This window comes from Pectobacterium versatile, from assembly GCF_020166435.1.
GTDB lineage: Bacteria > Pseudomonadota > Gammaproteobacteria > Enterobacterales > Enterobacteriaceae > Pectobacterium > Pectobacterium versatile.
The window spans coordinates 1-1,307 of sequence record NZ_JAINZP010000056.1; the positions used below are offsets into that span (position 1 = coordinate 1).

Sequence of the window (1,307 nt, forward strand, 5' to 3'; positions counted from 1 at the left end):
ATTACGGATTTTTTTATGCTTCTCAGTCAGGCTCTAAATACCGTTCATAAATTCACTCCGAAAGAGTTTTCTGCGCTTTCTGACCTTCTGTCACCTGAACTTATCGATGAATGCCTTGCTGATACCGGCACCGTCACCCTCCGTAAGCGTCGGCTTCCAATGGAAATGATGGTCTGGGCGGTTGCCGGAATGACATTGTTCCGCTCGTTGTCCATGAATCAGCTGGTTTCGCACCTCGATATCCTGCTTCCGGGTAAACGTCCCTTTGTTGTTCCCAGTGCGGTCGTTCAGGCTCGTCAGCGGCTGGGGGCTGACGTCATCCGGCGGGTATTCGAAAAAACGCGCCAGCTCTGGTTTGAAAAAACGCCGCTATCACACTGGAACGGACTTACCCTGATGGCGATAGATGGCACTCTGTGGCGAACGCCGGATACGCCTGAAAATGATGCTGCCTTCGGTCGAACGGCGAATGCCAGCTCTCGCTCTGAATGGCCTCAGGTTCGCATGGTCTGCCAGATGGAAGTCACCAGCCATCTACTGACAGGAACTGCCTTCGGTAGCGTATCGGCAATCAGCGAAGTTGATCTTGCCGCACAGCTGGCAGAACAAACCCCGGAACATACGCTGACACTCATGGATAAGGGGTTTTACGCCCTGGGGCTACTGCACCACTGGCAGTCATCGGGTGAGGAAAAGCACTGGCTAATCCCGCTCAAAAAAGAGACGCAGTATCAGGTAATACAAAAGCAGGGTAAGGGGGATGAAATAGTTGAGCTGCACGTGTCGCCACAGGCGATGCGTAAATGGGATGGCGTCCCTAAAATCCTGACGGCGAGGCTGGTCAGCAAAGAGGTTAACGGGAAAATAGTTCGCGTTCTGACATCAATGAGCGATCCGCTCAGGTACCCCAAAGCGGATATCGTGGACTTGTACAGTCATCGCTGGGAAATAGAGCATGGGTTCAGGGAAATGAAACAGCACCTTCTGAATAACGAACTGACGTTAAGAAGCCGGAAACCAGAACTGGTGGAGCAGGAACTGTGGGGAGTCGTGCTGGCGTATAACCTGCTGCGTTTTATGATGGCGCAGATGGCCTACAGCCTGAAAGGTGTTGAGCCTTATCAGATAGGTTTTAAGCAGGCAAGTCTTTATCTGACGGCGCAGCTGAGTCTGTTGCCAGCGGTAGCACCGGGAAAAATCCCGAAGATAATAAATGAGATACTGGAAATGGCAGAGAGTTTTGTTCTGCCGGTGCGGAGGGTGAGACACTACCCAAGAGCGGTAAAAAAGAAGCCGCAACGCTACGC

The 1,307-nt window shown here is 52.1% G+C and carries 1 protein-coding gene; it reads left to right on the top strand.

Annotation, left to right across the window (positions count from 1 at the left end):
• Positions 1-15: 15 nt before the first annotated feature.
• The coding region (locus tag K7X24_RS21860) for an IS4 family transposase (RefSeq protein ID WP_224558270.1) at positions 16-1,307 on the top strand (1,292 nt) is incomplete at its 3' end.